The following is a 26246-nucleotide window of genomic DNA, read 5'->3' as shown; positions in this document are numbered from 1 at the left end:
CGCCGCCCGAACTTAACGCTTGTGGACTGCAAGGAGCCGACTCCCCAGGTTGAAGCAAGAAATGTTGAGCGATGTCCAAGGATGTCCAGTAAATATAGAACAGGTGATGCAAATGTTTAACCTGACTTACGAATTTAAGTTAAAGCCAACGAAAAACCAAATAACAGTATTTGAAGAATGGTTAGAAACTCACAGAAAAGTTTATAACTATGCTTTGGCTGAACGGAAAGACTGGTATGTGGGAACAAAATCACGGGTTCCCAAGGTTTAAGAAGCCAGGTAGGATGCGGTCTTTTTCTTTTCCCCAATTAGGGAAAGACCCATTAATTAACGGGTATATTAAATTGCCTGTTATCGGTGCGGTTAAAATTCGCTCCTCGCGCTCAATTCCGGACAACGCAATAATCAAACAAGCTCGAATAGTTAAACGTGCTTCCGGATGGTACGTGATGCTAACCCTGCAATGGGATGTATCTGTACCGTCTCCAATGCCTCATGGTGAAGCGTTGGGTGTGGATGTAGGTTTAATAGATTTTGTCGCCACTTCAAATGGGTTAAATGTCAAGCGCCCTAAGTTTTTTGTAGACCTCCAATGTAAGCTTAAATTGCTACAACAACGAGTTAGTCGCAAGAAATTAGGATCGAGTAATTGGCGTAAAGCTCAAATGAAGGTGCGCTCCTTGCATGAACACATTGCTAATGCCAGGAAAGACTTTCACTGGAAAACAGCGCACCGAATATGTGACGGCGCTGGGATGGTATTTGTAGAAGACTTGAATTTAATCGGGCTATCTCGCGGGATACTTGGCAAGCACTGCTTAGATGCGGGATGGGGGCAGTTCTTCCAAATACTTGAGCAGTGTTGCTTTAAACGCGGCGTGTATTTCCAGAAAGTTAATAGTAGAAAGACAAGTCAGATTTGTCCAAACTGTCAAACAGAGACAGGAAAAAAAGACTTGTCAGAGCGTATTCATGCTTGCTCAAATTGCGGATATACCACTAATAGAGATGTGGCAGCAGCGCAGATAGTCTGTCTCATAGGACTTGCAGCCGTGGGATACACGGTGAAGATGCTTAGTGAGGGTAAATTCATCGGAATCCCCGCGACCTAAGAATCCCCCGCCTTATAGCCGTGGGGAGTATCAATTCAACTCATTAACGCCGGACTTGACCGCTAAATCCCGCAGCTTTAAACTGCTTCAGCTTCAATGGGGTAGGCTGATTCGCAGCTACAGAAATTCTCAAATCAAAATCACTGATACCTGGTGGTATTTCCGCAATTGAACCCAGACGGGTACGATTTTGCATTACCGAATCGCCGTTAGCATCATAGATGCGCCCAAAAATATCTGCATCGTAAACTGTTTTGTTAGTATCATTTTGAGCTTTACCAGTGACAATAAAGCAGTTAGCAGCTCTAGAACCGCTACTGGTAACAGCTCCTTTTGCCAGTTCTGGTGGACACTCATGATAGGAAATATCGAATAGTTTAACTTGTGTCAGCGCTACAGCGGGCGGAGTAAACACCCACGAAAGAACCCCGATGACACAGCAAATGAAAACAAGCGTTTTGGAGCGCAACCGCATAAAAGACACCGTAAATAAATTCAATAATAGATAGCTTTCACCCCAGCTTACCTTGAATTTAACTCCAAAGAAAGTTGGAAAGTTGTTTTTAAGATTTGTAATAATTAAGAAATATATTCGCTCAATTGCCCTGAAATTATGAGTCCTGATGAGATTGAAGCCGCCTTGCAAGCAGCATTTAATAGTTGTGATGCAGCCAGCTGTCCTCTCACTGATATGCAGAAACAGATATTACTGCAAGTGATTTCGGAAATTCAGGAAAACTCTTATGCTGGTGTTGCAGATCTTCGCAATCCCTTAGACGAACTTACGCCGGCGGAATTAGAAGTATTTTTAGAGTTCGTCAAAACACAAGAGCAACACAACCGCACTTGGAAAGTACAATTACTTAACGATTGGCTGCAACAAAAGGACTCTGGAACAGTAAATTTTGTTCGCAAACGCTACGGTTTGCAATGGCTAAATCGCGTTGAGCCATATCATTTTGAAAAGTATTCTTATTTTGAGGATGCACTAAAACTCAGGATAGGCGATCGCATCGAAATTTCCAATGCTTTATGGGAATGGGTACAAGAAAATGGTCCGTGTACCCGCGAATGGTTTCCCTGCACAGTAATTCAAGTAAATCAAATTGGCAATGGCGATGATACATACACCAATTGCATCATCCGCTTTACCAACGGTACTGAATACGAAATTCAAGGAATTTACGAATGGAATCGTTATAACTGGCGCTGGCTGAGGAGGTAGGGGGAGTGGGGAGACAAGGGAGATGGGGGAGACAAGGGAGATGGGGGAGATGGGGGGATGGGGGGACAAGGGGAGTATTATTCAAAAATTCTCCTTGTCCCCTTGTCCCCTTGTCCCCTTGTCTCCCCCTCCCCTCATCCCCTCACCGCCAACCGAGGTGATTTCTTAGTGTTTGGCGCATGATGTCTACGGGGACGGTTTCTAAATCTAACCAGATTCTTAAGGCTGATGCACCTTGCTGGACTAGCATTTCTAAGCCGTCAATGGCGATCGCACCTTGTTGTCGTGCTAGTTGGAGAAATCGTGTTGGGCTAGGATTGTATATTAAATCGTAGGCGATCGCTCCTCTAGGCAAATCCCTCATTTCCTCTGCACTTAAAGGCGACACATCAACATTGGGATGCATTCCCATTGGCGTTGTGTTTACCAACAGATGTGCTTGGGGAATTATCCTTGACATTTCCTCCCATTTATGTATATGCAAGTTCACTTCTGGCGGTAAATTATCCCAACTATTGCGGAATTCTTTCAACTTCTCCTCATTGCGCCCAATTACATGAACTTGCGTACAACCAAGCTGGACACAACCGACTACAACAGCGCGAGATGCCCCACCATTGCCTAAAATTACAGCTACCGTCTGCTGCCAATTTCGCCTATACGTTGTTTGTAGAGGAGAGATAAATCCTTCTATATCAGTGTTTGTCCCAATCCAATGGTTATCTTTACGAAGAACAGTATTTACCGCACCTACAGATTTAGCAATTGGATGAATTGCCGATAAACAACTCATAATCGCCTGTTTGTGAGGAATTGTCACGTTAAAGCCTGTAACGCCAATCGCCAAAAAGCCTTGAATAGCTTTCGGCAAATCATCTGGTTTAATGGGAAAAGGCAGATAAACGTAATCTAATCCCAAAGATTCCAGAGCTGCATTATGCATCAACGGTGACAGCGAATGTTCAACCGGATGCCCAATTACTCCTAACAGTTTCGTTTTTCCAGTTATCATTTAAAATCAACACTTTCAGCTTCTAAGTTTGAATTAATGCTCAACTTTAAGTAATTACTTTAAGTAATTTCAACAACATACAGCGTTTTTCAGGTTGCAGGAGGTACACAGGTAGGGGCACAACATTGTTGTGCCCTTACTTGTTCTAATTGCATCTTAGCTTTATGCAAGTTAAGCAGCGTTTCTTGGTCATAGCGATGGGGGTACTCTAAACGCTTCCCTTGCATCGTTGCTCTAATCAATGCCGCTTGTTGGTCGGTAGGTTCTCCCATTTGATCCAATGCTTGCCCTAAGTCCTGATAGCCTTTAAAGGTGATTCTCCTTAATCCTTCCCCTTCCTTCATCTGACGTAAGGCAATAGCTGCAAAGGTCAATAAAGTATCAATCCAAGCAGTTTTATAACTAGGGTTTCCCAGTGGCTTCAATCCATACTGCTTGCAGAGTCCCTTAAGTTCCCCTAAGGTTTTGATTTCTAATTCGCTTCTAGTGAACATAAAATGATAATGTCCGTTGATTGATATTGATGGATATTGGCGGTTGCATACCGTGGAAAGTTTCAACCGCCAATTAACTATTAATTCACATGTACACATCTCAATCTATATTTTTTTACATTTCTAAATAATGCCTAACCCCAAGGGGAACCCAGACAATCTGCAACCATTTACCACAGATAGAGATGTACCGTTAACTGAAACCTTGACCATTAGAATTAGCAAGCCGATGAAACAAAAACTTAAATCTTTGGATAACTATGCAGAATTGTGTAGACAGGCTATAGCTAAGGCATTAAGTGAATTAGAAGATAGTAATGATTCTACTTAAAGTAATTTAATACACAATACATTACTGACTTTAAGTGATGATGATTTAACTTAAAGTAATTTTTACAAGGTACTACTCAACCTACCTATACCAATAACCAATATCTACTATCAACTAACAATACCAACCTTTAAAATAAATAATCAGCTTATAGCCAGAGAATGCCGAGCTACAATTATTAAAGGTTACTTAACATTTCGTCATATCATGCAGGCAACTACACACCCAGCTACAACCCCGATTCCGGGAAAATACTGGCAGTGGCGAGGGCACAACGTTTACTACGTAAGAGCGGGAGAAAAAAAACCTCAACGTCCACCTTTGCTGTTAGTGCATGGGTTTGGTGCTTCTACTGACCACTGGCGTAAGAATATCACAGGACTGTGTAACGATTTTGAAGTTTTTGCGATCGACCTTTTGGGATACGGACGTTCAGCTAAACCGAAGTTGGAATATAGCGGTAACTTATGGCGCGACCAACTTTATGACTTTATCACTGAAGTGATTGGTGAAAAAGCGGTTTTAGCAGGTAATTCCCTTGGTGGGTACGCTTGCTTGTGTTTAGCAGCGCAACGTCCTGATGCGGCAGCGGGTTTGGTTTTGCTTAACAGTGCCGGACCCTTTAGCGAAAATCAGACTTCATCAGAACCGGAAGCTTTGCAACCAGAAATTCAGCCTCCCAAGCAAACAGACGCACTGCAAAAACTATTTGGTGACGTTGTGAAATGGATTTTTCAACAACCGTTAGCGCAGTTTATTTTATTTCAATATGTGCGACAGCGTTGGGTAATTCGCCAAACTTTAGAGAAAGTGTATCTTGACAAAAGTGCGATTACAGACCAGTTGATAGAAGAAATTCATCGACCTTCTAACGATCCTGGTGCGGTGGATGTATTTGCTTCGATGTTTAGCACTCCTCAAGGAGAGAAAAATGATGTGTTATTGCAGCAATTAACTTGTCCGTTGTTGATGTTATGGGGGGAAGCTGACCCTTGGATGAATGCCAGAGAACGTTCTGGGAAGTTTCGCCAATACTATCCTCAACTAACGGAATACTTCTTGCAAGCCGGTCATTGTCCTCATGATGAAGTACCGAATCAACTAAACCCACTTTTACGAGATTGGGTTTTGTCTATTGCATAGTGTTTTTAGTAAGCGCTTAAGCGCTTACTACAAGCAGATTTATTTCAGATATGACTTAATTTCTCGATCTATTTGGTCGCTAATAATTTCAGTGGCGATCGCAGGTTTATTAAGACAGGACTTACGCAACTGGCATCGAGACCCATGTGCCAGTTGCGTAAGTCCTGTGAAATTTTTCCATCTCTATCCAAAAACTGCATAAATTGATGGTGCTTACACCCATTCTAAAGATAGTGAAGAAGCACGTAAAAGTGTTTAACTTCTGTTGTGTAAACCAAGTAAGGCTTATGCACACAATCAAATTTTTGTCAATGCATTAGTCTTAACTCCTTTCAGTGCAAAATCATTCTTTAGAAATTTAGAGGACTTATGGCTAACCAAAATGTCAATTTGCAAACCAAATTACTTCAAAAACTGAACATTTTTTCTAAAATGTCCGCAAAGTTAGTAATTCTAAGCTTGCTTACGATTTTGTACCTATTTGCACCTATCTCAGTAGCTAGTGCATTTGCCGATGAACCATATGCTTACCCTGTTTGTTACTTTAACGACAATGGTACTAGAGTTTATAAATGGGGACTAAATGTAGACGATTCCTGGTTTGTAATGCGTGGTCACTGGGAAAAAAACGTTGATACTGGTAACAAGAAATTTGTTTCAGACACACTTGAAAAAGAAGTTAGATTAAGTTGTGCTAATTCACAAGAATACTATAAGGTTGCAGGAAATCCCGACGGAATATATGCAGCTATGGACGAGGAGGATAGTAGTCACGACCTTGTTTATCGTTGATTACTTAAAATTATGAAAGAATAATCCTTTTAAACCCCGTCCCCGTGGCGGGTTTTTTACTTTTCAGCAACTACACCGATGTTGAGAAACCTATTTCTCATAAATAAACCTTATGCAATCCGTTTGTGTAAGAAGTTTCAGTAATGTCGTCTAATACTATTGAGACGACATCTATATTAATTCGCTTTAACTCACATCTTGCACCAACGTGTTAATACTGGATTTCTATGTTTTTCTAAAACTTAACTTTTCTCGTAAGAACACGAAAAATCAAGTTTTTTAGCCTGCGTAGGCAGGCTTTGTTTGTATAGCCTCACCCTTCTAGGGTGTAGGTGCAAGATATAAGTTAACACGAGCTTGTGCAATTAATAGTGGGATAACCGGAACTGACGCACTATCTTTCTTGATAAATTTTTTAATCTTTATTCCACATTGCATAATTTGATTTTTTCACTCCCATACAAAATATAGAAGGAAAGCTCATCATGCTTCACTTCTGTTGACTAAATTAAGTCAGACTTATGCACACAATCAAATTTATGTCAATACATAAGTCTTAACTGTTCTCAGTGCAAAAATCATTCCTTACAAATTTGGAGGACTTATGGCTAATCAAAATGTCAACTTGCAAACCAAATTACTTCAAAAACTGAACATTTTTTCTAAATTGTCAGTAAAGTTAGTATTTCTAAGCTTGCTTACGACGATTTTGTCCCTGTTTGCATTTGTACCTATCTCAGAAGCTAATGTGTATGGCGGTTATGCTAATTATGCTTACCCTGCTTGTTATTTTAAAGACAATGATACTAGAGATTGGAAATGGGGACTATTTCCAGATAATAACTGGTTTTATATGGACGGTCACTGGGAAAAAAGAAATCCTACTAGTGACTGGAAATTTTTCTCAAAGACATCAAAAAAAGATGTTGAATCAAGTTGTAAGAAATCACAGGAATACGATGAAGTTGCAGGAAATCCCGACGGAATATATGCACGCGAAGATGATAAAAATTACGACATTGTTTATGAAGCAAGTACTGCTTATCGTGCTGATTTAGATAAAATAGATCTCTTAGATGTATGGGGAGAAGGTCGAATTATAACCTCTGACAACCAGATATCGGGATTTCATAATACTTATCTTATCAGTAAATTTGATCAAAGACTTTCTAATGAAAGTGTAAGAGGACCAATGATTGCAAAGAAGGATACATTATTATCTGAGATAATTGACCCTGAGTACTTTTTGGCAGTGCGTGAATATGAGAACAAACAAGACTTACCATTTTCCTTGCCAATTAAAGATGGGATAGTTAGTAATGTAACAGTGATGGGCTCTCCTATTAAGCCTGAAGTAGCCAAGGAGATTTTACGAGTTTTAAATAAAGATAATGGTAGAGTTATACTCTATAATCCCGATAAAAAAGACAAAGAGAACTTTGACAACGCATATAAAAGTTTAAATCTAAAATTAATAGAGAAAAAGGTTAATTCTGTAAAAGAAGAGATGTATAACGAACCTAAACCTGATAAAGTTTATCGACCAATAATTGGTTATACGTTTCAAAAAGACGATAAGTTCTTTCCAGAACACGATGAGTTACGCGATGAGTTATAGGAGTTTGTTGTTATTTAGGTGTTTTGTACACTTAACTTCTTACAACATTTTAATATTTGGTTGAAAGAATTTAACCCCGTCATACTCCTTGACATTTGCGTTACTTTGGAGTGACAATTGTAATCCCTAATCCTGCCGATACCCCTCACAGGCAGGTTTTGCCGTTTTTAGCCCTAGAAATCTCGATTAATCCGAGTATGCCCGATTCTTCATTTTACATATGCTGGCTAGTTGATAAATTTAAAATAGGTAAAATTTATACTAAAACATTCAAAAACCTGGTCAAGGTTGACCAGGTTTTTCAAAATTTGTGATTCTCAAATTGTTAAACTTGCTAAGTAATAGAATCAGTCAACTACTAAGGTGGATACAACAACGGGCAAACTCAGCATATTTACGTTTTTCCGTTTTAGGATTTGGCTTCCCTATTCAACTTAGGGGCAGTGCCACTTATTTTTATGCTGCTATTTGCTTGGGCTGATGACGGGGGACACGAAGTCATTTGCCCTTTGACTTTGGTTGTGGTTTGTTTGGTGTCCTACTATTTAAGTTATCACTCGAATCTGAAATTGAAATCGGTAGTTTAATAAAGTTAACGTTTCGTTTAATTTTGAAATATATGGTAGTTTTTTGATAAATAAGCAAGCTAACTGAAGTATATTGAGAAGCGTAGACGCTGCATCAGCTTGTCGCGCTTACATCGCATAAACACTTAATCATTGCCACTGGATAATCAGGGTTAGCTGGATTCGGTATCAAGCGCTGATTTTTGCAATCTACCAGTAAATCTAACTGTTCCAAAATCACCTGACCAATCAACACCTCATTACCTACAACTAAAGCCTCTGCAACAGTTTCACGTCCTTCACACTCAATGATTACGGGTTCAGTGACTCCTACACGTTCTTCACTTCCATTAGCGTATTGAGCAACCCGTGAAGCGCGAATTCGCAAACCTAGCTGTTCTACAATATCTGCTGGAATTACTAAAGATACTGCCCCTGTATCAACTAATCCTTGAGTTTCATGCTCGCGCAATAAAGTTGGTGCTAGCAAACCTCGATTTATTAGCGCTTCATCTATAGCATTGGTTAACTTGACTTTAGCGTGAACTGCTCCCATCATTTTTTTACTAAGACTTTTATTTTGATTGTATCTGTATTTAAATTCAAATACTGAAAATATTTATATTTGATTTATGAGAAACGTAGACGCGCAAGCGGCTTGCCGTAGGCTACCGCTCCAGAACGCGGAGGACACAGAAAAAGAGAAAGAAGAGAATTTTATAAATGATTTAGGATTGTTGCAAAGATACAAATTAATAATACCCAATCCCAAATTCTAAATCTTAAATCGCTCCATCCTTTGCTGTAAATAGCTAAAATCAGAATGTTTATTTATTGACGTTCAAGTTTTGGCTACTGTATCTTGTCCCCGTTGTCATCAACTCGTTGACAGTCAAGCTGTCACCTGTCCCCATTGCCGCACAGCTCTCAAAGCATTCGGACATCCCGGCATTCCCTTACACCGTGCTACCGGGAAAGAGTATTTGTGCGACAGTTGCACCTACCATGCTGATGATAGTTGTAACTTTCCTCAACGTCCTTATGCTAAAGAATGTACTCTCTATCAAAACATTGAAGAGAGCAAGTTAGAGTTGCAACAACAACGCGAAAACACCAGCTTTGCTGCAACTGTGAAAAGCTGGATTAAACGCAATTCGTCTTTGTTATTGTTACTAAGTTTAGTATTAGTATGTTTGTTGATAGCTTTATTTAGATGATAAAATAGCAAATGACTGGTTAGGAGTTAGGAGTTAGTAAATAGTAGATAGCGGAATAACAACCATCAACTATCAACTATCAACCATCAACTATCAACTATCAACCATTAACTATCAACTATCAACCAAAAATTTAAACTACATTTGCACCCTCAACAAAAACTTGAATTGCATCTTCATTAAAAACGGTTAAATCAAACCAAAAAGTTGTACCAACGCCAACTTCACTCACGAGATGGACTTTACTGTGATGCTTTTCTTCAATGATATTTCTGACAATCGATAGTCCTAAACCTGTGCCTTCTAAAGTGTGAACTCTGTTTTCAACCCGGAAGAAGCGGTCAAAAATTGCTTTTTGGTCTTCTAGAGGAATGCCAATACCAGTATCGGAGACTTCTACGCGCACTTGACCTGGCTGGTTGTGATTGGGTTTTGAGTCTAATTGATAAGTGCGAATTGCAACTTTGCCACCAGCAAGAGAAAATTTCAGGCAATTACCAACGAGATTTGCTAACACTTGCAGTAACAAATCGTAGTTACCGACTACTAGCGGTAAGTTTGGGGCAACTTCTTGAATAAGTTCGATGCCTTTATCTCTAGCATTAAGTTGGTAAGTACGTAGAGTTTGGTCGATCGCTTGCGCCAAATCGACTCCATTAAAGTGATAATTGCGACCAGATTCTAGCTTGGTCAAATCCAAAACATCATTAACCAGACGAGTCAAGCGATCGGTTTCATGGTTAACTGTTTCTAGAAATTCCCGCCGTTGATTTACACCCAAATCTTCACCGTATTCGTGCAGAGTTTCGATAAACGATTTGATATTAAATAAAGGAGTTCGCAATTCGTGGGAAACGTTGCTGATAAATTGGCTTTTTGCCTCGTTTAGTTCTACTTCACGGGTAATATCTTGCACGGTGATGGCGATACCTTTAATATTCTCCCGTTGCTGGTTGAGAACTGTAGTTAAAAGAATGCGGATGGTGCGCTTGGTAGGTTCGCTAATCGGGATGCGAAACTCAGCGCTTTCGCACTCCCCTGCTGCCATTTCATACAAGGGTCGGGTGATTTCCATTTGCACTGCTGAGGGCAAATGAGACAATAGACTACTACCTTCGACATGACTATTTCCCCAGCCAAAAATTCGCCGCGCTGTGGGGTTGACTAATATCACCTGCATGTTGTTGTCAATCAGCACTGCACCATCAGCAATGGTGGAAACCAACGTTTCTAACTTGGCTTTTTCTGCCGTCAGTTCTTCAATATTTTGTTCTTCGTAACTCTCCAAACGCTCTGCCATGTCATTAAAGCTTAAAATTAACTCTCCTAGTTCCCCACCTAGTGGTAAGTCAATTCGCTGCTGAAAATTTCCGGCAGCAATTTGTTTTACTCCGGCTAAAAGTTCTTTAATTGGCTTGGTAATGGTCAAAGCGTTGACTACTCCTGCCAAAATCACCATTACCCAAATCGTGATAAATACGGCAATGGTGACATCGCGGGTAAAATTTGTAGAAATGACTGCGGTTTGATTGGGATTAATGCCGATCGCTAATACACCCAAATATTTGTTATCAGCAATCAAAGGCACAAATACATCAGTTACGACTCCATCCGGCGACTGATGTTGTCGCACCATCGGCTTGTCTGCATCGGTAGCATAATCATCTGGTAGCTGTATCCGACGCTCAATTGTTAGGGACGTTTCTACCTCTGGTTCCCAAAAGGGAATGCCAAAAAAGATTTTCCCAGTTTCATCAGCATACAGCATGTAACGCACGCTAGAGGTGCTGCTGTAAAAGCGTTGGGAAAATTGGGCAACTTCGGTGAGATTTTGGTTAGCAATCAGCGGGGCAATGTTACCAGCAAGTAGCAGTCCGAGGTCACGACCGAAGCGGGTATCATTCAGACGTGCATCCTGCTGAATCGTATTCACCGCCCAGAAGGTTAGACCGCTCATAATTAAAGAAACCACTAAAGTGGCAGCAGCCAAAAGCTTGGTCTGGAGAGTGAACTCCGACCACCAATTGGCGATCGCTTCTCGGATTGTTTTAAAAAAAGCCAGCATTTTAAATAAATTGTTAGTAGTTTCTCTTATAAACCCCAACAACTAAAAATTAACAGTTAATTTGACAAATATGTTAGTCGGGCATTGGGCATTGGGCATTGGGCATTGGGCATTGGGCATTGGGCATTGGGCATTGGGCATTGGGCATTGGGCATTGGGCATTGGGCATTGAGAATCGGATAAATTCTTCCTTGTCCCCCTTGTCCCCCTTGTCCCCCTTGTCCCCTTGTCTCCTTGTCCCCTTGTCTCCTTGTCCCATCCCCCATGCCCCCTGCCCCCTGCCCCATGCCCTATGCCCCATGCCCTATGCCCGATGACCAATATCGCGCCGATAATACATTCCCTCAAAGTGGATGCATTTGATGCCGGCGTATGCAGAAGCGATCGCTCGATCAAAATTCTCTCCTATGCCGATGACATTCAACACCCGACCGCCATCTGTCACTACTTGCTGAGTAAGCAACTTTGTCCCAGCATGAAATACATTAGTTCCTGCGGATAAAGCTTGTTCAATGCCTGTGATTACTTTTCCTTTCTCATACGCCCCAGGATAGCCGCCTGCGGCAGCGACGACAGTTGCAGATGCCCCACCTTTCCAAGCGATCGGCGGCATGTCTCCCAGGCGTTGCTGGACGCAGGCAATCATTAATTCTTCTAAGGGTGTTTCTAACAGTGGGAGAATAACTTGCGTTTCTGGGTCGCCAAAGCGACAGTTAAATTCTAAAACTTTAAAATTGCCATCTGGGGCAATCATTAAGCCGGCGTAGAGAATGCCTCGATAGTCGATGTTTTTGGTTTTGAGGATGGCGATCGCTTTCTCTAGCACTTCTTTTTGCACGCATTCCATAATTTGCGGTGTAGCGATCGGTGCTGGGGCATAAGCTCCCATTCCTCCAGTATTATCTCCTGTATCGCCCTCGCCAATTCGCTTATGATCCTGAGCGGGTAATAAAGGGCGAATCGTCAATCCATCCGTCAAGGCTAAAACTGACACTTCCTGCCCAGTTAAACACTCTTCAATAACTACAAATTCTCCAGCGCTGCCAAACTGCCCTTGAAAAATCGCATCAATAGCCGCCTGTGCCTGTTCCACTGTTGCTGCCACAGTTACGCCCTTACCAGCCGCCAAACCATCAGCCTTGACAACAATTGGTGCGCCCTGCGATTTCACATATGATTTAGCTGCTTTTGCCTCCGTAAATACCGCAGCCTTCGCTGTGGGAATTTTCGCTTCCTGCATCAAAGCTTTTGCCCAAGCCTTACTTGCCTCAATTTGCGCTCCCGCTCTCGTTGGACCAAAAACCATCAAACCTTTATTTTGCAGATAGTCGGTAATTCCCTTTGCCAGCGGTACTTCTGGACCAACGACCACCAAAGAAATGTTATTTTGTAGAGAATAGCGGCTGATACCTTCAAAGTCATCTACCGCCAGAGGTAAATTTTCACAGCGTTCTAAAGAAGCCGTACCACCATTTCCCGGCACGCACACAACTTGCTCAACTTGCTTAGATTGCAGCAGTTTCCATGCTAGAGCATGTTCCCGCCCTCCACTACCAACAACTAAAACTTTCACGCGCTTTCCTTGCGATGATTATGCCTTAAGTCTTTTCGCCAATCAATTTTTCCATCAATTCTGACGCTGATGCAAGCCCCCCATCAGGAATTGATTGTTATTTCGTCGTAGTAAGCACTTCAGTGCTTTAAATCAAGCACTGAAGTGCTTACTACGTAACCTATATTACATTAATTCTCAGTAATGTTTTGTGATGTAATTTTTTGCAAGATTTAAATAATATCCTACGTATAGTTACGGCAATATATCGAGAAACAATCAACAAATATACTGATGTTTTTGCCAAAAAACCACAGTATTTAGGTATTTTCAAGTAACGAGTTTCATCTGCAAATAATTGTTTCAAAAAATAATCCTAAAGTATTGGCGTTTACCTGGGTGTAAAGATTAACCTGGGAATATTCAAATTGATAAAATATCCAAAAATCACAGAACATGGCTAAAGTTATTGTCACCGGCGCAGCGGGGTTTATTGGTTCTCAGCTTGCAGAAACATTGCTGAAACAAGGCGATGAAGTAATCGGAATTGATGAGTTTAACGATTATTACGACCCCGCTTTAAAGCGTAAGAATGTTGCACATTTACATTGGTTCCCAAATTTTGAATTAATTGAAGGAAATATTCAGTTTTTGAATTGGCAAACACTCCTCAAAGACGTTGAAGTAGTTTACCATCAAGCAGCACAGGCGGGAGTACGTGCTAGTTGGGGTCAAGGTTTCCGTGCTTACACTGAACGGAACATCAGCGCTACCCAAATTTTATTGGAAGCGGCAAAGGATGCCAAACACCTGAAAAGGTTAGTATTTGCTTCAACTTCTAGCGTGTATGGTGATGCGGAAACTCTACCCACCCATGAGAAAATTTGTCCGGCACCAGTTTCGCCTTACGGTATTACCAAGCTAGCAGCTGAAAGGTTGTGCGGACTGTATCAAAAAAACTTTGGCGTGCCTTTTGTGGCGTTGCGTTATTTTACAGTTTACGGTCCGAGACAGCGCCCGGATATGGCGTTTCATAAGTTCTTCAAATCGATTTTGCAGGATGAAGCGATTCCGATTTATGGCGATGGGTTGCAAACGCGGGACTTTACTTTTATTAGTGATGCTGTCGCGGCTAATTTAGCCGCTGCCAGCGTACCCGAAGCTGTGGGCGAAATCTTTAATATTGGCGGTGGTAGCAGGGTGGTGTTAAAACAAGTGTTGGACACGATGGAGGAAATTGTCGGCAAACCCATCAAGAGAAATCATATTGAAAAAGCGATGGGAGATGCGCGTCACACAGCAGCGGATGTATCCAAGGCACAGAGAATTTTGGGATATCAGCCTAAAGTTTCTCTCAGAGAAGGTTTGATGCAGGAGTGGGAGTGGGTGAAGGCGTTGTATTAAGCATCTTTGTCGCAAATGGTGCGTTACACTTCGTTAACGCACCCTACAAATATAGCGTTTCTCGGTTTAATGAGGTACACCCGTAGGGGCACGGCACTGCCGTGCCCCTACAACCCGCCATATAATATCGCTATATTCTTAGGACTTACGCAAAATACCTCTCAAACTCTTATTTCTTCTCTTCTCCTGTCGGAGACGCGAAGCGCGAACGAGACGCGAAGCGCGAACGTGTCCTTCTCCTAAGGGAGACGCTGCGCGAACGTGTCTTCTCCTTCGGAGACGCTTCTCTTCGAGAGGCTTCGCCAACGCGAACGCGGTTCGTTTTTCCATCAAGGAGTGCGTAAGTCCTGATTCTTTTACTTGCCGTTGAACAAACGCTCAAAGTCCTGTTGGACGATTCGATAACACTCGCAGCTTGTAGCTTCTAAACCTGAGCGGTCAACGATAGTTACTTGACCCCGAACATAAGTCATTAACCCTGCCCTCTGAAGAATCGAGGCAGCAAGACTAACTGTGGAACGGTTCACACCCAGCATTTGGGCAAGAAATTCTTGGGTGAGTGGAAAAGTTTCTGCATCTACTCGGTCAGCGGTCATCAGCAGCCAACGGCACAATCGCTCTTCGACTGAGTGCAAACGGTTGCACGCAGCTGATTGGGCGATTTGATTAAACAACGCTTGGGTGTAGCGTTGCAGCAGTTCGTGCAACGGGCTAGCTGGGGTGACATGCGCTCTAAACAAATCTGTTCTCATCCTCCAGCCATTGCCAGGGACTTGCATAAAACACTCGCCCGGAATGCTATTGGCTCCTAAGAACACTGGAAGACCCACCATTCCTTCATTGCCCACCGTAGCCACTTCAACTGCCATACCATTCTCCATTACGGTGACCATAGAGCCTACACCATGCGTGAGGAAATAGACGTACTCAATTGGTTGGTTACGCTCGTAGAGATATTTCTTGAAATCTAGGGAGACGAACTCCATATAAGCAATGATGCGATCAAATTCCTCAGGAGGCAGGGCAGCCAAAAGTCGGTTTTCCATTGATATGCCAGGTGATTGCACAACACAGACATCACCAGCCTGTTTGAGCGAGTTATCTTAATTAAATAACCCGCAGCTGTGGAGAACCTCTGACAAAAGGTTTACCGAACGTAAAGATTTGATGTTGGCTAACTAACATATATCTATGATATATGTTAGTTAGCCAACATAGCAGTTATGCTTGTCATACTGCTATTGCATTTATATTTATGAGCGCCTTTGAAATGCAAAGTATAATTATATGAAAAAAAACGTGGCGGTACAACAATCTCAGCGAATTCTGTCACACTTTCCCGATATTGCTTACAACATAGTCGCAATAGGAGCTTCAGCAGGTGGGCAAAAACCAATCGTTCAGATTTTATCTGCCTTACCAGCAGATTTTCCTGCCGCCATTGTTGTAGTTCAGCATATGAATCCTAACTACAATAGTCATCTGGCAGAAATCCTCAGCCAGCACACAGTCCTGCGGGTTAAGCAGGCAAAATCAGGGGATGTAGTACGTCCAGGGACGGTTTACACTTATGTCCCCGATCGCCACATAGTAGTGAATTCTGACGGTAGGCTGTCTCTGTTAAACCAGCAAAAGATGAACTTTGTCCGTCCCTCAGTTGATAAGCTATTCATGTCGGTAGCAGTTAGTTACTCGTTGCGGGCGATCGCTGTTATCCTAACTGGGTTGGGCAGTGATGGTGCTTTAGGAATGACGGCAATTAAAAAGTATGGCGGTACGACGATCGCTCAGGATGAAGCTACTTCCAAGTTCTTCAATATGCCCAAGGCAGCTATTGACACTGGGAAAGTAGATTTAGTTCTTAACCCAGAGGCGATCGCAAAAAGCTTGATAAGCCTAGTAATGATGGAATCAGCAGCATAACACTTCGCTGCGCTCTTGCTTGGCATAGCGTAGGGATACCAGACGCACGCAGCGCGAAAAGCAGCAAAGGTAATTCCCTCACGCTGATTAAACTCTAGAAAATGAAAAATAATTCACTCTTCTTAATATTTCCCACAGCCAAAGCGCGGTTTGTGGGAATTTTCATTCATAAATCGAACTTAATATTAATACACTTTTAATCAATGTTTTAAGTAAGGAATGCACCCTGAAAGTAAAAATTAATGCACAACCGTAATTCTTCGGCTTAAATTGTCCACCTACTTAAACCGGAGCAAAAGCCCCTGGTGGAATTGGCACTAGCTGAGGAGTTGATAAGCAGGTTCCCTGTCTGTACCAGATACCCTCAACCTCAAATGCCTCAAAGTGAGTTGTTAAAATTGCCCAAGCTTGCTCGTTGAGTCCAGCAGAGTAAGTCCAGGTAAACTCGCTATTACTGCGTAGTCTTTGTTCTAGTTCTGCCAAATCCTCAGGAAGCCAAAATTGAGTCATTATTCTTTGGGTAGCAACCTCCGGGGGTGTATTTAACATGTCAGCCATTGGTTGGTTGACTATGATTTGCTTGCGATTGTCTTGTCTGACAATGCTAATCGGACGCTCGTTTTCTGCGGCTGCAACCATTCGGTACAATAACTCTTTTGGGATATGCACTTGGCTGCAAAAGACTGCACCCCCAGAATGCAAAATACGTTCGGCTGTTTCTGAGGGTGTGGGGGCACCAGTGGAAGACATCCACCCGAAAAATTCGATTGGATTTTTACAGCCCCTCCATTTAATTCGCACCTTACCGTTAAGTTTTGCCGCAGTTTCGCTGAGAGCATCTCCGTAGCTTTGGGCAAGGTCGGTAGCATGTCGCTTTGTGGGAGCAAGGATGGAAACTCCCTCATGGGACATTTTATAGTTCCAACCCGGTAGGTTCAATATCCGAAGAATACTCGTGCTCATCTTTTATACTTTCAGACTCTTTACATATATTTACACTCCTCAAATCGGAAAACACGGAAATTTTGAAAGTTTCTTGCCAAATTATTTTTCGTTCTTCCTCAGGAATACCTAAAGCTGATGTGATGATGGCAAAGTCTCCTGGTGTAGGTAATACTTCTGCTTTGGCGATCGCTCGCAAGTTTTTCACTCCGCAGCCCTTAAGTTTTGTCATGTTTACCTGAACTACCTCAGCAATTGTTTTCGGACGAGCAGGTTCAGTCTTTACAGAGTGGACGCCTGTTCTTTTGGCTAGCCACTCACGTGTCATTTCTTCTAATGCGTCGCTTTGGGACACTCCTTCGCGAGCGCAGATGCTTTTAAACTCCCGCGCTAAGTCTATCGGAATGTAGCCGCTAACCTGCTTGTAATCGTCAGAACGTCTTCTATCAGTCATAATTTGAACTTCTCAACACTACTCCTACCTTTTATTTTCTCTCATGACATCTGAAAAGCAGGACGATTTTGTTAGTCATTTTTAAATGACATCTTGACAAATAAAAATGACAAGATTATGATTAAGGTGTGAAGCACGTTCGTCACTGAAGCAGAAGAATCAGAAAAGGCAGATGACCCTAAAAGCCAGCTTTTCACTCTTAGAGCTAGCTTTCAATTTTAACAAAGGAATCCAAGGGTTTTTTGTCCCTCTTCTTTTCAGTATATATTCTAGCACACATTTAGCAACATCAGACAACTTAAAATTCCGTACCTGATTCAACAATTAAGACGGGGGGAACCCCAACAAAGGCTATGCCTCAAGGTTCGTGACCATCGCACGAAACTAGCGCTTCGCAACGCACTGCCTCTTGTTTCCCCCTCTTTTTCATCTGGAGTTTGAACTTATTCAAGTATCGGTTTGACCAAAATCATGACTCAATTAACCTTTGACCAGTTCGTCCATCCTTTATCAAACTTTCCCCAGATTGTCAATAACAATGGTGATGAACCAATGTTAGATATGTACACAATGGCGGGAGTAGTGCTTTACACGGCTTGTGCAAATAACAATCTCAAAGCAAGTGAAAATACAGTGTTAAAATCAGCAATTGAGACGGGGTTGGTGGATGTTCATTTGTTATTTGAGCGTTGCAAGACAGGTGATAGAGCCGCGATTTTACAGATGATTTCTCTGATAGTCTCTGGACTGGAAACAAATATTGAAAAGCTTAAACTGATGTAGAAAAACACAGTTTGAGGATGGATTAAGAGCGCATAGGATGAAGAAATGAGCAGAGGCATTTAAATTAATGTCTCTGTTTTTATTATGTATTTTATTACGTAGTAAGCACTTCAGTGCTTAATAAACGAGTGTAAAGCAGATTGTCAAAACCATTGATTTACCGTTGTTTCAAACCGTGGTTTTGATGTTGGCTGAATATGAAAACATCACTAAAAATGATTGTTAAGCTGTTGCGCTTATAGCGGTTCTCGTTTACGTGAGGTACACCCGTAGGGGCACGGCACTGCCGTGCCCCTACCCATCTGTCGCATTCTTTTTTTAAATTAGTATAACATCTCAGCTTAAATTTATAGCAAATCCCCACATTCATCTAATATTGTGTGGGGATTTTTTTATCAGCAAAGACGCCATAAATCGCTGTCTCTACAAAAGACCGATTATTGTAAAGACGGCTATTTATCGCGTCTCTTGCCTTAACTTACTCCCATTCTTGAAATCCATCGCTAGTGCTGCGAAGTAAAGAATTTATTTGAGCGCGACGGGTTTCAAAGTTGGCTGCAATCGACATCAGCACAATACCGACAAACAAGCCAATCACCCATTTTAAAAAGGGATAACGCAAGCTGAAAATTATTAGTTGATAGATACTGGTAATGAAAAAAGTCGCCGTACCAACGTAAAGAAAAGCCCGCACGCGCAAAGCTAATCCGGCAAATATGGCGATGAGGCTGAAAATTGCTGGTACGATCGCACTTTCAATATGAAATAAAATTGCCCATCCACAAATTATGCTGCTGCCTATAAGTCGTAAGTAGTGACGAGATGTTTTATAATCTGGAAGGCGAAGATGTGGATCGACTTGAGCAATATACAGCAGTGATAATCCCATCAGTGTGATGTACCACAAACTATCTGTGAGATGCAAATCCCAAAACCAGCGAAATAGCGCCCAATCAATCAAGACGACACTAATGTAAGTAAAACGAATATTTTGGCGAATCTTAGCGAGGAAGATGTAATACCCAGCAGCGATCGCTATCGTAATCGGGTATACTTGCAGTCGAGTTTCCCATAATATTACCAGTGGAATTATGTAGGCAGCGAGTTGCCAAGGTCTTTTCGACCAGCCCCAACTCTCCCAAGGTAAGATGTAGAGAAAATAGGCAAATAGACAAGCGATCGCACCATTCCAAGGAACTAAAACACCAGTTAATAACTGTCCTACTGCCGTTTCGCGCCAGTAAATTCGCATACCAGCAAATTCTAATAAACCTAAGTAAACCCAGATTTCCTCTGTTGTAATACCCCCAAGGCGAAGAGTTGGGGAAGTGGGAAAATGGCGTCCTTGAAAAATGGCGTAGCGAATCAAAAAAGCACTTGTTGCTAATCCTACCAGGCGATTGACGGCGATAGGAGCGGTAATGGCTGCCATTAACAAGCAACTACTCCAAGCCCAGTGAATATGAGCAATTCCTTTTAATTCTTGGGGTGTAAGACGTAAATAGTTAATTAGCCAAGGCGACAGTATACGATAAGCATACATGATGCTTGCCCCCAAAGCAGACATGGCAATTAATCCATCACCCCAAGCACCTCCCGAAGCTTGGGACATTTGATAGAACAAAAGTTCATAAGCGGAAATTGATATGCCTGTGATTCCTAAATAAAGTAGCGGTTTTAAATCTTGGTGGCGTCGCCCTACACCAATTACAATCAAGGCTACACCTAAAGAATATAAACCCGTCCACTCGGTAAAGGTGTTTAAACGCAGCAATACGCTAAATGCACCATATATTAACGGTAATATGTGGAGACTACTGGGCATTTTTGATAATTGATGTCGCCTTCGCCACCATTCACCAAAAAGCTGAGTTATTAAACCTAAGGCAATGTTAGCGATCGCAATCTTGATAATATCGCCTTCGCCAAAGCCGAAAATCTGAGCTATCAACAATTCCAGACACCAACCGATGCCATAAAATGCTAAATTTGTCGGTTGTCGCCAACTGCGATAAACGATCGCAGCCAAAATTAATGCTGTAGAAGTTAAGTATAAAAAACCGAGAGTTGTAAAGCTTTGGTAAACAAGTAGCGCGTGCAGTGTTAAAGTCAATAACTCAAAACTACATAAGGCGATCGCCCATTTGTCGGTGACAGTTGCATATATAGCGGCTAATTCTTCACCTCGACTCAGCGCTTTGCTCGCAAACCATAAACTGAAGATAGCGATCGCTCCCACCACAAACCATCCATCTAGCGATAGATGCGGTAAACCAAAAACCCCATCCCACAGCAGCACAGCAAGAAAACTCAGCCCAAAACCTACCGTAGTTCCCGCTGATTGATTGTTTCGCAAATAGCGCGTGTTTGCAAACATCCCCGCCGTACCCACACCCAAACCAATTAATCTGGCTCCTGGCAAAGGTAAAATAAGTAACTGTGCCGCCAACAACGTCAAAACGCTGAAGTAACTGCTGGTAATGCGACGCGGTGCAGAAGTGCGGCTAGCAATTACGGTGAGAGTGATGGGGGTAATTAACCAAATTAAGCCCCAATTCTGATTGTTGATTATACCGCCTGTCCAAGACGCGGAAGCATTCACCCAAAGTAGTAAATAGCTAGTTACCGCTAATCCGAAACCGATGTGCCATGCACTACGTCGCCAGATTTCATCGCCAAGGCTTTGCAGCCACTCTGCAACCATCAGCGCTAACAAAATGCTTGCCCAGAGTTGAGTTTGCAGATTTGGGAACAGCCAATCAATTGTCGAGCAAAGTGTTAGTACCCCGGTGATGTGTGTTAGATATATCAGAGAAGTGGGGAATTGGGAATGGGGAATGGGTAATGGGTAATGGGGAATGGTAATTGCTTCCTCTTGTCCCCCTTGTCCCCCTTGTCCCCCTTGTCCCCTTGTCTCGTTTTCCTGATAACTGCGTCGCTGGGTGACTGCGGCGAGAGTTATTGTGGAAAAGAGTAAATTTAGCGATCGCAATATCGGATTGACTAAAGCAATGGTAGTTAATAAAATTCCGAATAAAAGCGTTAAATTATCGCCAAAATTAGCTAATTCCCGCTTTTGCGTGCGATAAATTCGATTTGTTAGCGCTAGCATGAAAATTAGGTAGGGAAATAAAGCTACACTTAATAACGCCCAAGGTTCGTTTTGTGAATTGGTGAGTTTTGTTGCAATAGCGATCGCTGATTCTTGTAATTCAGCAGGTATCAACCGCCAAGCTAGCCAAACTGTCTGCAAGCCTATAACGAAAATTGCCGCTAAATCAACTTTGAAAGCATGTTGTTGCAAACGACGGTTGAAAAACCACAAACTCAAACCGCTAACAGCGATCGCTTGCAAAGGTGATGATACCACCGTTACTAACCAACCGAGGAAAAGTAAGATTCCCCCCAGGATTTCCCACGGTAGTTGAGGAGTGGGGGAGGGGGAGAGGGGGAGAGGGGGAGACAAGGGGACAAGGGGACTAGGAGACAAGGAGAATAATTCTTCTTTCCCCCCATCCCCCCCTCTCCTTGTCCCCCCCTCTCCTATTTCCCCCTCTCCCTCTCCTCTTTGTGCTAACCAAGCGACTAACCAACCGCAAATTCCAATAGCTAAACCTAACTGGGTGATATCTACTCGGACAACAAAAATCGCCCGTACTAATAACACCGCCAAAGCATAAACTACTATTAAGGCAGGTAAAGTGATACCAAGTCCGACGCGCTTATCTTCTTTTTGCGAAAGATTTGGGGAAAATCGATTGTGATATACGGTAATAAGAGTTGTGCTTATCATCGCCAAATAAACGGCAATTAAGGGAAATCCTGGTAATTTCCAGCCCCAGTGTAAGTATGACAGCGCCAAAATATTTATTAGGGGCAATTTCCCGATTGGAGAGTTGGCGATAAATAAGCGATTTTTACAGAGTAAAATAGTAATAGTTGTGAGGATAGGAAAAGCGATCGCTATTACTAACCAATCCACAGGATTTTGCCACAACTTAAAGCTATCCATCGCCCAAAAGTTCATCGGCACTAATAAAAGAGTGACAATTAGCAATGTCTGTGCCGTTAATCTTAAATTAGCCTGTTTGCCTGCCCAAAAACTCAACCCCCAGAAACTCAAAGTATAAGCTAACAAAACTCCATACTGTCCCGAAGCGGGGAATCTCTCCCACTGACTTGCAGCCAACACCCCAGAGGACACTACTACCAGAAATACACCTAAAAATAACAGCCAGCGGACACTTAATTCTGCCCCCAATGATTGCAACATCGTTGCGATCAAGTTTGGTTTAACAGGCTTTTGTGGTACTGCTGCGGCTTTCGCAGGTTCGATAGTTGCAAACGCTACCTGCGATTCTGGTTTAGTCTGAGGTTGCGACACCATCTGACAAACGAGAAATTCAAAGGCTATCTGCTTAACTTGGGCATCGGATATCAAACCCAAGCGCAGCAATGTATCCAATCCTTCTAATAACTCAGGGTGGGATGATGGTAGCTTGACTTCAAATTTAAAAGGGCGATCGAGAGGCGAAGACATAAACCGCAAGAGTAAAGCTTGATACTTTAATCATTATTTTGATTCAAGTATCTTTTAGCCTTAACTATGCCACTTGTTTATCCTGATTTATATTAATTGTTAATTATTTGTCATTCGGCAATTTGAGGAGGGGAAAAGGTTAAAGGGAAAAGGGGAGGCAGTGCGGTCTTGGGGTCTCCCCAAGTGGAGCACCTGCCGTGAAAGGAATTAATTCTTCATCTCCCTCATCTCCCTCATCTCCCCCTTGTCCCCTTGTCCCCTTGTCCCCCCATCCCCCCCTCTCCCCCTCTCCCCATCTCCCTACCCCAGCGTCGGTATACTCTCTCTTTGCTGTTGATAAAGTCCTTTAAACTGGCGTTGCTGTCGGTTGTGATCGACAATTGGCTGAGGATAGCCAACAGCCTCACGTTCCAAAGGTGAAATTTTCCCCGTAACTAAATATTCTGTATCCATAGAGCGCAATTCTGGAACCCATTCCCGAATATATTCACCTTCGGGATCGAATTTTTGCGCTTGACTGGCAGGGTTAAAAATCCGCAAGGGTTTGGGGTCCATCCCGCTAGAAGCACTCCACTGCCAACCCCCGTTATTAGCTGATAAATCACCGTCAATCAGCTTCTGCATAAAGTATTTTTCTCCCAATTGGGGATTTATCAGCAAGTCTTTGGTGAGGAAACTGGCTACAATCATCCGGCAGCGATTGTGCATCCAACCGAGTTCGTTCATTTGCCGCATCGCTGCATCTACTATCGGATAACCTGTTTTACCTTCGCACCAAGCTTGAAAGTATTCTTCGTTAATTTGCCAAGGAAAGTTTTTCAAAGTTTCGCGGAAAGCACCTTCTGCTAATTCCGGGAAGTTGTACATTGCGTGTTGATAAAAATCCCGCCACGCGATTTCTTGTTGCCATGTGCGGATGTTAATTTGTGTTTCATCACTGCGACTGTTTTCTAGCGCTTCTAAAGTCGCGATCCATACGGTGCGAATACCGATCGCTCCAAATTTAAAAGCCGCACTCAGTTGAGATGTCCCGTTAATTGCCGGAAAATCCCGCTGTTCTTTATATTCATAAATGGCAGAGTTAGTAAATTCCTCTAGCTTTTCCAGCGCTGCTGCTTCTCCTGGTGCAATTACTAAGTCTCGATCCCAAAGAAATCCTAAATCTTTCGCTGTCGGTAGTGGAATAGCCCCATTTTCTTTGGCAATTTCTGCTTCAGCTTCCGTCAATCCTTCGGCATTTTCCAGAGTTGCGACTGGGTTAGCTTTCGGTTTGCTAATCCAATTCTTCCAAAAAGGAGTGTAAACTGTGTAAGGTTGATTCAAACCACTGCGAATCTCTTCGGGAAAGTGGAGAATCTGATCCCAGTTTTGATCGAGAAACAGAATCCCTTTTTCTTTTAAGGCATCAATGATAGTGCGATCGCGTATTTGAGAATACGGTTCTACATCCCAATTCCAAAATACTGCTTTAGCGTTTAAAGCCGCAGCTAGTGCGGGTATCGCTTGCAGCGGATTAGCGTGCAATATTAATAATTGGCTGTTAACTTCAGCATATCGCTTTTGTAATGCTTGCAAACAGCCAATCATATAAGTTACTCTAGCTGGGGCAATATCATCTCGTTCTAAAATATTCGGGTCGAGGCAAAATACACCCACGACTTTAGACGAGTGCGATCGCGCTGCCGCAAGTCCTGTATTGTCTGAAATGCGTAAATCGCGACGATGCCAAAACAAAATTAAATCAGACATTCTATCTTTTTAATAGTTCGCCTGTACTAGGCTAGACGCTAATTGTACCATTTCGCATCACTCTGCCGAAGAATTTCTACTCTCAATTCAGCACTTAGCTTAAGAATGATAATTTTCGCGCTTTGGGCTAGCCCTAAGACACATTTCCAAAGTTCATTCATTTGCCCATAAGTATAGTCATGAAAGTAGCAATTAAAAAAGTCAGAGAAAGTACACCTTTATGGTTAAAATCTGGTTATGAAATACATCGGATTTCACTTACGCAACCTTTAGTTTCAGAAAAGCCATTGCATACCCCAAAGACTTTTCCAATTGGAGAAAGAGTGTTGATTCTACATCCAGCATATGTAGCTGGGAAAATTGGAGTAGTCCGCGCTCAAGAAATACTCTCAGACGGTCAACCTAGCGGACGTTGGCTGATTGAGATAGGTTCTGAGAATATCATAGTGTCGCTGAGTGCAAACGAGTTTCAGGTGATTATACGCTAAAAGAAGCAATTTTAGGTCGATGTTGGCGGCTCATCACCAATTCCTAATTGCTTTTTGCTGTGTTTCAACTGCTTCCACAGCGCTTTAATCTGGTCGTAAGCATCTTGAGGAGATAATTTACCAGATGTTTCTAAAGCGGTAATAAAGCCCACCTTTTGGGCAAACTCTTGGAGATTCGCATTAAATATAAGCTCTTGTGGTCTACCTTGACCGTAATAGCGACTTCGAGGGTAAAGAAACTTATCTTTATCGTTGTTATTAGGCTGTACCATTAATTTACCCCCTATGGAAAATAATTTTGGGCAATTTTTTAACTTTTTCTTAACCTAAGTTTTAAATTTAACATCATAAAACAAAATATTATACGTAGTATCCTCCTCAAGACAGAATTAAAGAATGGGGAGTGAGGAATGGGGAGTGGGGAGTGGGTAATGGGTAATGGGTAATGGTGAGTCCAGCGAGAAAGGGAGGGTTTCCCTCCGCAGGCGACTGGCGAACCCGAAGGGGTAATGGGCTAATGGAAAAAATGCTTTACCACGTTCCCACGTTCCCAATTCCCAATTACCTATTATCCTAAGTTTCCTACTTATTTTAGGATTGTAAATTAAATAACTAATGCACATCTTTTCTTTCTACCAAATTCAGTAGACCGAAAAGTTTTGAAAGTTGACGAAAGAATAAGGGTAAGAGCCGTCGTTTTTGGGGCTTGCGGTCGCGACTACAGCTGATCGCTATGCGCGTCCATTCAGAACAGAGGTGCTTAAAAGGTAGATTATAAGCTGATTTTGGCAAATTGCATTCCCACGGGAAAATGAAGGACTGGTAAGACTTCACAG

Annotated in this window: 27 protein-coding genes; 13 read left to right on the top strand and 14 right to left on the bottom strand. The window is 42.3% G+C overall.

The window, feature by feature from the left end; all coding sequences use genetic code 11:
* Positions 1 to 61 precede the first annotated feature (61 nt).
* On the top strand, positions 62 to 271 hold the full coding sequence (locus AABK37_RS14080) for a helix-turn-helix domain-containing protein (protein WP_432552186.1): 210 nt from the start codon (positions 62 to 64) through the stop codon (positions 269 to 271).
* Positions 272 to 284: 13 nt separating this feature from the next.
* Positions 285 to 1112, top strand: coding sequence for an RNA-guided endonuclease InsQ/TnpB family protein (locus AABK37_RS14075; protein ID WP_432552185.1), 828 nt, complete (start codon positions 285 to 287; stop codon positions 1110 to 1112).
* 43 nt (positions 1113 to 1155) lie between these two features.
* Here AABK37_RS14075 and AABK37_RS14070 read toward each other — a convergent pair whose 3' ends face one another.
* Entirely contained in the window at positions 1156 to 1587 is a 432-nt protein-coding gene (locus AABK37_RS14070) for a biotin carboxylase (RefSeq protein WP_432552184.1), read from the bottom strand.
* 138 nt (positions 1588 to 1725) lie between these two features.
* Between AABK37_RS14070 and AABK37_RS14065 the strand changes: the two genes are divergently transcribed.
* A complete protein-coding gene (locus AABK37_RS14065) occupies positions 1726 to 2337 on the top strand; it encodes a hypothetical protein (RefSeq protein ID WP_432552183.1) in 612 nt (203 codons plus the stop codon).
* Positions 2338 to 2342: 5 nt separating this feature from the next.
* Entirely contained in the window at positions 2343 to 2498 is a 156-nt protein-coding gene (locus AABK37_RS14060; protein WP_432552182.1) for a hypothetical protein, read from the top strand.
* Here the strand turns inward: AABK37_RS14060 and AABK37_RS14055 are convergent.
* A complete protein-coding gene (locus tag AABK37_RS14055; RefSeq protein ID WP_432552181.1) occupies positions 2480 to 3349 on the bottom strand; it encodes a shikimate dehydrogenase in 870 nt (289 codons plus the stop codon). The two genes, AABK37_RS14060 and AABK37_RS14055, sit on opposite strands and share 19 nt — an antisense overlap.
* 89 nt (positions 3350 to 3438) lie before the next feature.
* Entirely contained in the window at positions 3439 to 3942 is a 504-nt protein-coding gene (locus AABK37_RS14050; RefSeq protein WP_432552180.1) for a hypothetical protein, read from the bottom strand.
* Between the two features lie 31 nt (positions 3943 to 3973).
* Here AABK37_RS14050 and AABK37_RS14045 point away from each other — a divergent pair, with 31 nt between their 5' ends.
* From AABK37_RS14045 to AABK37_RS14030, 4 genes are all read left to right on the top strand, one after another.
* On the top strand, positions 3974 to 4174 hold the full coding sequence (locus tag AABK37_RS14045; RefSeq protein ID WP_432552179.1) for a hypothetical protein: 201 nt from the start codon (positions 3974 to 3976) through the stop codon (positions 4172 to 4174).
* 207 nt (positions 4175 to 4381) lie between these two features.
* Entirely contained in the window at positions 4382 to 5317 is a 936-nt protein-coding gene (locus AABK37_RS14040; RefSeq protein WP_432552178.1) for an alpha/beta fold hydrolase, read from the top strand.
* Positions 5318 to 5686: 369 nt separating this feature from the next.
* On the top strand, positions 5687 to 6109 hold the full coding sequence (locus tag AABK37_RS14035; protein ID WP_432552177.1) for a hypothetical protein: 423 nt from the start codon (positions 5687 to 5689) through the stop codon (positions 6107 to 6109).
* 604 nt (positions 6110 to 6713) lie between these two features.
* Positions 6714 to 7727, top strand: a complete 1014-nt coding sequence (locus AABK37_RS14030) for a hypothetical protein (RefSeq protein WP_432552176.1) — start codon at positions 6714 to 6716, stop codon at positions 7725 to 7727.
* Between the two features lie 681 nt (positions 7728 to 8408).
* On the opposite strand, the gene AABK37_RS14025 is transcribed toward AABK37_RS14030, so the two are convergent.
* Positions 8409 to 8852 (bottom strand): retroviral-like aspartic protease family protein, encoded by a 444-nt coding sequence (locus AABK37_RS14025; RefSeq protein ID WP_432552175.1) that lies wholly within the window; start codon positions 8850 to 8852, stop codon positions 8409 to 8411.
* Positions 8853 to 9141: 289 nt separating this feature from the next.
* Between AABK37_RS14025 and AABK37_RS14020 the strand changes: the two genes are divergently transcribed.
* Positions 9142 to 9510 (top strand): hypothetical protein, encoded by a 369-nt coding sequence (locus AABK37_RS14020; RefSeq protein ID WP_432552174.1) that lies wholly within the window; start codon positions 9142 to 9144, stop codon positions 9508 to 9510.
* 133 nt (positions 9511 to 9643) lie between these two features.
* Here AABK37_RS14020 and nblS read toward each other — a convergent pair whose 3' ends face one another.
* From nblS to purD, 3 genes are read right to left on the bottom strand one after another with little or no spacing between them, the layout of a single operon-like run.
* A complete protein-coding gene (gene nblS / locus AABK37_RS14015) occupies positions 9644 to 11575 on the bottom strand; it encodes a two-component system sensor histidine kinase NblS (protein ID WP_432552173.1) in 1932 nt (643 codons plus the stop codon).
* 56 nt (positions 11576 to 11631) lie between these two features.
* Positions 11632 to 11862: a hypothetical protein gene (locus AABK37_RS14010; protein WP_432552172.1), complete on the bottom strand. Its 231-nt coding sequence runs from the start codon at positions 11860 to 11862 to the stop codon at positions 11632 to 11634.
* 17 nt (positions 11863 to 11879) lie between these two features.
* A complete protein-coding gene (gene purD / locus AABK37_RS14005; protein WP_432552171.1) occupies positions 11880 to 13148 on the bottom strand; it encodes a phosphoribosylamine--glycine ligase in 1269 nt (422 codons plus the stop codon).
* A 435-nt stretch (positions 13149 to 13583) separates the two neighbouring features.
* Here purD and AABK37_RS14000 point away from each other — a divergent pair, with 435 nt between their 5' ends.
* On the top strand, positions 13584 to 14531 hold the full coding sequence (locus AABK37_RS14000) for an NAD-dependent epimerase/dehydratase family protein (protein ID WP_432552170.1): 948 nt from the start codon (positions 13584 to 13586) through the stop codon (positions 14529 to 14531).
* A 356-nt stretch (positions 14532 to 14887) separates the two neighbouring features.
* Here the strand turns inward: AABK37_RS14000 and AABK37_RS13995 are convergent, their stop codons facing one another.
* Entirely contained in the window at positions 14888 to 15577 is a 690-nt protein-coding gene (locus AABK37_RS13995) for a Crp/Fnr family transcriptional regulator (protein WP_432552169.1), read from the bottom strand.
* A gap of 241 nt (positions 15578 to 15818) precedes the next feature.
* On the opposite strand from AABK37_RS13995, the gene AABK37_RS13990 reads away from it, so the two are divergent.
* Positions 15819 to 16454, top strand: coding sequence for a chemotaxis protein CheB (locus tag AABK37_RS13990; RefSeq protein ID WP_432552168.1), 636 nt, complete (start codon positions 15819 to 15821; stop codon positions 16452 to 16454).
* Between the two features lie 282 nt (positions 16455 to 16736).
* On the opposite strand, the gene AABK37_RS13985 is transcribed toward AABK37_RS13990, so the two are convergent.
* A complete protein-coding gene (locus tag AABK37_RS13985; protein WP_432552167.1) occupies positions 16737 to 17417 on the bottom strand; it encodes a PAS domain-containing protein in 681 nt (226 codons plus the stop codon).
* On the bottom strand, positions 17368 to 17850 hold the full coding sequence (locus AABK37_RS13980; RefSeq protein WP_432552166.1) for a hypothetical protein: 483 nt from the start codon (positions 17848 to 17850) through the stop codon (positions 17368 to 17370). Before AABK37_RS13980 ends, AABK37_RS13985 begins: the two co-directional genes overlap by 50 nt.
* 471 nt (positions 17851 to 18321) lie before the next feature.
* On the opposite strand from AABK37_RS13980, the gene AABK37_RS13975 reads away from it, so the two are divergent.
* Positions 18322 to 18633, top strand: a complete 312-nt coding sequence (locus AABK37_RS13975) for a hypothetical protein (protein ID WP_039747576.1) — start codon at positions 18322 to 18324, stop codon at positions 18631 to 18633.
* Between the two features lie 478 nt (positions 18634 to 19111).
* Here the strand turns inward: AABK37_RS13975 and AABK37_RS13970 are convergent, their stop codons facing one another.
* Both AABK37_RS13970 and AABK37_RS13965 read right to left on the bottom strand, forming a co-directional pair.
* The gene (locus tag AABK37_RS13970) at positions 19112 to 23173 is read right to left on the bottom strand and encodes a DUF2157 domain-containing protein (RefSeq protein WP_432552165.1); all 4062 of its coding nucleotides are present in this window, start codon (positions 23171 to 23173) and stop codon (positions 19112 to 19114) included.
* A 300-nt stretch (positions 23174 to 23473) separates the two neighbouring features.
* Complete coding sequence (locus tag AABK37_RS13965; RefSeq protein WP_432552164.1) at positions 23474 to 24922, bottom strand: FAD-binding domain-containing protein; 1449 nt, start codon at positions 24920 to 24922, stop codon at positions 23474 to 23476.
* Between the two features lie 179 nt (positions 24923 to 25101).
* Between AABK37_RS13965 and AABK37_RS13960 the strand changes: the two genes are divergently transcribed.
* On the top strand, positions 25102 to 25410 hold the full coding sequence (locus AABK37_RS13960; RefSeq protein WP_432552163.1) for a hypothetical protein: 309 nt from the start codon (positions 25102 to 25104) through the stop codon (positions 25408 to 25410).
* 11 nt (positions 25411 to 25421) lie between these two features.
* Here AABK37_RS13960 and AABK37_RS13955 read toward each other — a convergent pair whose 3' ends face one another.
* Positions 25422 to 25682, bottom strand: coding sequence for a DUF7219 family protein (locus AABK37_RS13955; protein ID WP_432552162.1), 261 nt, complete (start codon positions 25680 to 25682; stop codon positions 25422 to 25424).
* A 117-nt stretch (positions 25683 to 25799) separates the two neighbouring features.
* Positions 25800 to 25964, bottom strand: a complete 165-nt coding sequence (locus AABK37_RS13950; RefSeq protein WP_432552161.1) for a hypothetical protein — start codon at positions 25962 to 25964, stop codon at positions 25800 to 25802.
* Positions 25965 to 26246: the final 282 nt, after the last annotated feature.

This window comes from Tolypothrix sp. VBCCA 56010, from assembly GCF_050875635.1.
Lineage (GTDB): Bacteria > Cyanobacteriota > Cyanobacteriia > Cyanobacteriales > Nostocaceae > Hassallia.
The sequence above is the reverse complement of the archived record's forward strand: the minus strand, read 5'-3'. Positions and strand labels throughout refer to the sequence as shown.